The sequence below is a fragment of the Alkalihalophilus lindianensis genome (assembly GCF_032843265.1).
GTDB classification, from domain to species: domain Bacteria; phylum Bacillota; class Bacilli; order Bacillales; family Bacillaceae_D; genus Alkalihalophilus; species Alkalihalophilus lindianensis.
The window spans coordinates 1-262 of the sequence record NZ_JAWJBA010000501.1; the positions used below are offsets into that span (position 1 = coordinate 1).

Genomic DNA, 262 nt, shown 5'->3' on the forward strand with positions numbered 1-262 from the left:
CCTGCAGAAATTCGCCGTCCGCTGCATTTATTGACCCGGCGCGAATGTGACGTACTGCAACTGCTGGCCGATGGAAAAAGCAATCGCGGAATCGGTGATGCTCTTTATATCAGTGAAAAAACGGTCAAAAATCATGTCAGCAATATTTTGCAAAAAATGAACGTCAATGACCGCACCCAAGCTGTCATCTCCGCAATCAAAAATGGTTGGGTGAAAGTCCGTTAAGGATTATTTTTAAGGATCGGAAATGATAAAACTTTTG

At 43.1% G+C, this 262-nt stretch carries 1 pseudogene; it reads left to right on the forward strand.

Annotated elements, in window-relative coordinates:
* Positions 1–225, forward strand: a pseudogene (gene degU / locus RYX56_RS23190) (two-component system response regulator DegU); the annotation flags it as partial.
* Positions 226–262: the final 37 nt, after the last annotated feature.